The 4781-nt window shown below is 50.1% G+C and carries 5 protein-coding genes and 1 pseudogene; 4 read left to right on the top strand and 2 right to left on the bottom strand.

Going from position 1 to position 4781, the window contains the following annotated elements:
• Positions 1-441 precede the first annotated feature (441 nt).
• Positions 442-843 carry a 30S ribosomal protein S9 gene (gene rpsI, locus KQI83_RS02415; protein WP_216554482.1) on the bottom strand — a complete coding sequence of 134 codons (402 nt, stop codon included), beginning with the start codon at positions 841-843 and terminating at the stop codon, positions 442-444.
• 17 nt (positions 844-860) lie between these two features.
• Complete coding sequence (gene rplM, locus KQI83_RS02410; protein WP_216554480.1) at positions 861-1289, bottom strand: 50S ribosomal protein L13; 429 nt, start codon at positions 1287-1289, stop codon at positions 861-863.
• A 277-nt stretch (positions 1290-1566) separates the two neighbouring features.
• Between rplM and KQI83_RS02405 the strand changes: the two genes are divergently transcribed.
• The 4 genes and pseudogenes from KQI83_RS02405 to KQI83_RS02390 all read left to right on the top strand — a co-directional run.
• A complete protein-coding gene (locus KQI83_RS02405) occupies positions 1567-1983 on the top strand; it encodes a hypothetical protein (protein ID WP_216554478.1) in 417 nt (138 codons plus the stop codon).
• Positions 1984-2269: 286 nt separating this feature from the next.
• A complete protein-coding gene (locus KQI83_RS02400; protein ID WP_216554476.1) occupies positions 2270-3595 on the top strand; it encodes a DHHW family protein in 1326 nt (441 codons plus the stop codon).
• A 32-nt stretch (positions 3596-3627) separates the two neighbouring features.
• On the top strand, positions 3628-4323 hold the full coding sequence (locus tag KQI83_RS16660; RefSeq protein WP_253295475.1) for a bis(5'-nucleosyl)-tetraphosphatase: 696 nt from the start codon (positions 3628-3630) through the stop codon (positions 4321-4323).
• Positions 4324-4369: 46 nt separating this feature from the next.
• Positions 4370-4781 (top strand): annotated as a pseudogene (locus KQI83_RS02390) (hypothetical protein); the annotation flags it as partial.

Raw genomic sequence — 4781 nt, 5'->3', positions numbered from 1 at the left:
AGATGTGTATAAGAGACAGCAATTCTACCACGAAACCGGTCATATGGCAATAGAATCACTGTATTGCAGTTAAAAAGAAACAAGGCTTCCGATAAACAGAAGCCTTGATAAAGACAATAACGTATTTGTTATCTCTTACTAAACTGTAGGCGCGTTAAGAAAACAGTGCGGTGCACTGTTTTTAGCACCGCCGCAGTCGGCTATGCCGACGAGGACGCCTCTGTGGTCAAAAAGAAACAAGGCTTCCGACAAACAGAAGCCTTGATAAAGACAATAACGTATTTGTTATCTCTTGGAGAACTGTCGGGGCGTTAAGAAAACAGTCCGGCGGACTGTTTTTAGCCACGACCGCAGGAGCTATGCTCCGAGGACGCCTCTGTGGTCAAAAAGAAACAAGGCTTCCGATAAACAGAAGCCTTGATAAAGACAATAACGTGAAAATTATCTCTTTGAGAACTGAGGCGCGCGACGGGCTCCTTTGAGACCGTATTTCTTACGCTCTTTCATTCTCGGGTCACGAGTGAGGAAGCCTGCTTTCTTGAGCTTGCCTCTGAGGTTTTCGCTGTCGTACTGGAGCAGCGCTCTGGAGATACCGTGACGGATTGCGCCCGCCTGACCGGTAACGCCGCCGCCCGCAACGCGGCATACTACGTCGAACTTCTCGTCGGTCTCGGTGAGAGCGAGGGGCTGACGAACGATGAGCTTGAGAGTTTCAAGGCCGAAATAATCGTCGATGTCGCGGTCGTTGATTGTGATCTTGCCGGTGCCCTGATAAAGTCTTACGCGGGCAACGGAGCTTTTTCTTCTACCTGTGCCGTAGAAATAAGGTGTCTTATCGTACATACTGTTCTGCCTCCTTCTTAAGCTTCAAACGCTTCGGGCTTCTGAGCCTGATGGTTGTGTTCCGCGCCCTCGAACAGACGGAGTCTGAGAAGAGCGTTTCTGCCGAGCGTGTTCTTGGGAAGCATACCCTTAACGGCGAGCTCCATAGCCTTGGTGGGCTTGGTAGCCATGAGGGTATCGTAACGGGTTTCTTTAAGATGGCCGATATAGCCGGTGTGGCGCTGCCACTTCTTCTGAGTGAGCTTGTTGCCGGTGAGAACAGCGTCCTTGCAGTTTACGATGATAACGTGGTCGCCGCAGTCTACGTTGGGAGTAAAGGTGGGCTTATGCTTGCCTCTGAGCAGCACAGCAGCCTGTACGGCAACTCTTCCGAGGGGCTTGCCGGCAGCGTCGATGACGTACCACTTGCGCTCAACCTCGGCGGGTTTTGCTAAAAATGTTGACATTTTCATTCCTCCTGTTTTTTTCGTGCTTTATGATTATAGTATAGTTTTTGGGGAAAGTCAACACTTTTTTGAAAATATTTAATTTAGCTCGGTGAAATCTCGCGTATTCGTTTATTTTCTCTTATTTACTCGCGTATACTCACATACTATTTTTAAAAATCCGAAGTGAAAACACGCGGTTTTTCAGAAACTTTCACAATTACTTCACACTGTTTATATATTCCTTTCAAACAAGGGGGGTAGTATATAGTCACAGCAAACGAAGGAGGTGAAACCGATGAACAGAAATCAACCGTCGGTAGTTGCCTGTGTAACAAGCCAATATGAATGTGACCGAATAATTGAAACGGCTGAACAGCTCGCCGCGGAATATGATTGCGAGCTCCATGTGCTGAGCGTGCTAATGCCTACCGAAAACTACGCGCTCATTAGCGATCAGCTTGAATATCTGAACCGCGTATCGAAACGCGCGGGAGCGGATATGACGATAATTTTCAGCAGCGACGCTCCTAAGGCGGCTGTTAAATTTGCAAGGGAGAACGAAGCTTTGCAAATAGTGGCAGGCATCCACGACGGCGGAAAAGAGAGCTTTTTGGTTCAGTTCAACAAGCTTGCTCCCATGATTTCGATCACTATGGTAGACAAAAACCGCAATGTCTACACCATGGACGTGTGCGAAAGACGACACGTTTGAATTTAGAAGGTATATTTAAGATAGATATGCAAAACGCCGGAAATCGGAAACCGGCAAATAATACTACAAACAATTTTTCAAATTTCCATCTCCTTTCTTTATAATAAATAATCTCTCTTCCGAGGGCGTCCCGTTTTGGGGCGCTCTTATCCTTTGGCTATACTTTTCGCTCGCGAAAAAAACCTATACTTTTGGGTGTAGAAAATTTATTTATAATATTGTTTTTGCGGGAAGTTTGTTGTATAATGATTATATATATACAAAAAACACGAAAAGGTGATTGCTAATGAGTGACCGAAATAATTCCGATTACTATAATTTTGACAACTATGACGAGAGCATAGACAGCCGCGAATACCGCCGCCGTCAGCCTGACCGCAGAAACAACAGGAACACCACCATGAACGGCAGACCGCCTTACAACAAACGCAGACCGAGCAAGCGCAGGATGCGCGCGAGAACGCGCAACCGCATTATCATAGTTGCTACCGGCGCGCTGGCTATCACGCTGGTCATCGTGCTTTTGGTTTTGATGATAAGGTCGTGCAATCCCGGCGGAAGCTCAACCAACGCCAGCACGGAAACCAAGCCCGCGGAAACAACTACCGTTGCGGCGACCGAAGCAAATCGCACAACCGATACTGTGAACACCGACAAACTCGCCATCGATAATTTCATCCCCGCCAATCCGACCGACAACAACGCGTCGGGATATGTAGCGAACGCCATTTACGTTTGGAACAATCAGGCGTTTGAGCTGTTCGGCGGCAGCGAGGACACCGTAGAAGGTTACGTTGATATGGTAAACGATCTTTCGGGCAAGCTGACGGGCATGAACGTTTACAGCATGATAATCCCCAACCACACCGAAATGGGTCTTCCCGCAAGGCTCAAGGACAGCGGCGACGCCCCCACCACCTCGCAGGCGGACAACATCAAGACCGCTTACGCGGCAATGGACAAGAGCAAGGTCACTCCCATCAACGCCTACAACTATTTGTCTGAGCACTGCAACGACTACATCTACTTCAAGTCAGACCACCACTGGACGGGACTCGGCTCCTACTACGCATACACGGCGTTCGCCGACACTCTCGGTATGCCGAAGCTTGCGCTCGAGGACTGCACCGAAGGCACGATAGACGGCTTTACGGGCTCGCTTTACAACTACGCTGAGGGAATCGACACCGACACGGTGCATTACTGGCAGTTCCCGTATTCGGTCACGATGGATATCACCGATGATTACGGCAACACGCAGACCTACGACAGCCCCTATTTTGAGGGCGAAGAGGGCGGCAGCTTAGCCTACGGCGTATTCATCTTCGGCGACAATCCGCTGACAGTGATGAAGTCAAGCTCGGATAAGGCTACAGCCGGAAGAAAGATAGCGGTCATAAAGGAGAGCTACGGCAACGCGTTTGTGCCCTATTTGACCTGCAACTATGAGGAAGTACATGTGTGCGACCTGCGCTCATTCCGAGACGCGTCCAGCGTAGACTTCCCGACCTATTGCAGAAATAACGGCATAACCGACGTGCTGTTCCTCAACGGTGTGATGAGCGCCAACAACGCCGACCACTTTGACAGCATTGAAGCGATGTTCAACTGATTTGAAACTACCCTGAGAAAGGAGGAGACGGAATGATAGCGGAAAACGTCAGAGGAACGCTGTACGGAAGCATTGCCGACGGACTGTACTCCGCGTACGTCAGCTCGTCGGTCATCAGCAACCGCAGCGCGTATGTAGTGACGCGCAAGCGTATAAAAGAGTTCTTTGACGGCGTTGTCGTTGCCGTCGCCGAATTTGAGGGTATGTCCGGAGAGCGGCTGATAATTGCCCAGCCGGGAGAGATATTTTACGAGCCCGAGCTGAGGGATCGGCTTTCAAAGCTGAGAAACGTCAAAGTAAAATCTATGCGCTGCCTTTACGAAAAATCCTGCGGCGGAATAATCTTCTACAAGACCAAGCAGAACACAAAGATACTGCTTGTAAAAAACAATAACGGAAGATACTGGAGCTTTCCCAAGGGTCATATAGAGCAGGGCGAGACTGAGCAGGAGACCGCTATCCGCGAGATAAAGGAGGAGACCGGACTTGACGTGACGCTGGTGAACAACTTCCGCGAGATAAGCGAATACTGCCCCTTTGGCAAGATACGCAAGCGCGTGGTGTTCTTCCTAGCGCGGGCGTTCACCGACAACGTGAAGATACAGGAGGAGGAGATCGACAGCTTTATCTGGGTAGATTTGCAGCAGGCGCGCAAGCTGTGCTCTTACGACAACGACCTGCGCATAATCGATAAAGCCGAAACGACCATCCACCTTATGAGAAACTAAACCGCGACTTCTCTTATAACTTAAATGAACCAAGAGGTAAACAAGCATGAAAAAAGCTAAAATAATATCCGCAATAGCGGCGGCGATACTGGCTGTTTCGTCCGCGGCTATGCTGACCGGCTGCGGCGGCGGCAGCTCGAGCAAGACAAGCAGCTCGTCAAGCGCCGCGGATACCACAGCGGCACCGACGACGACCGGATCCGCCTACGGCGGCGAGAACGGTGACTTTACCGAAACGCCGAACGACGATCCGCAGGCGACCGGCGAGGAGCTGAGTCAGGAAACGCAGGAAGATGTTGATTACACCATCGACGAAGATATCGCCGAGGACGAAAAGCACGGCGATATCACCAGCAGTCAGGCGGCTCAGACCGCTCTTCAAAACTGCGGATACGGTATGGACGTCACCTTGGTGGAGCCCGCCGATTACAACGATGACCTGTCTCTTATACACATCT

The sequence above is a fragment of the Roseburia sp. MSJ-14 genome (assembly GCF_018918225.1).
In the GTDB taxonomy this organism is placed as follows: Bacteria; Bacillota; Clostridia; order Lachnospirales; family Lachnospiraceae; genus Petralouisia.
Note: the sequence above shows the minus strand (reverse complement) of the source record. Positions and strands in the feature narration are given on the sequence as shown.

Bases quoted from the DNA above. Each gene is read 5' to 3' on its own strand.
- rpsI (WP_216554482.1), bottom strand. From the start codon at position 843: ATGTACGATAAGACACCTTATTTCTACGGCACAGGTAGAAGAAAAAGC.
- rplM (WP_216554480.1), bottom strand. From the start codon at position 1,289: ATGTCAACATTTTTAGCAAAACCCGCCGAGGTTGAGCGCAAGTGGTAC.
- KQI83_RS02405 (WP_216554478.1), top strand. From the start codon at position 1,567: ATGAACAGAAATCAACCGTCGGTAGTTGCCTGTGTAACAAGCCAATAT.
- KQI83_RS02400 (WP_216554476.1), top strand. From the start codon at position 2,270: ATGAGTGACCGAAATAATTCCGATTACTATAATTTTGACAACTATGAC.
- KQI83_RS16660 (WP_253295475.1), top strand. From the start codon at position 3,628: ATGATAGCGGAAAACGTCAGAGGAACGCTGTACGGAAGCATTGCCGAC.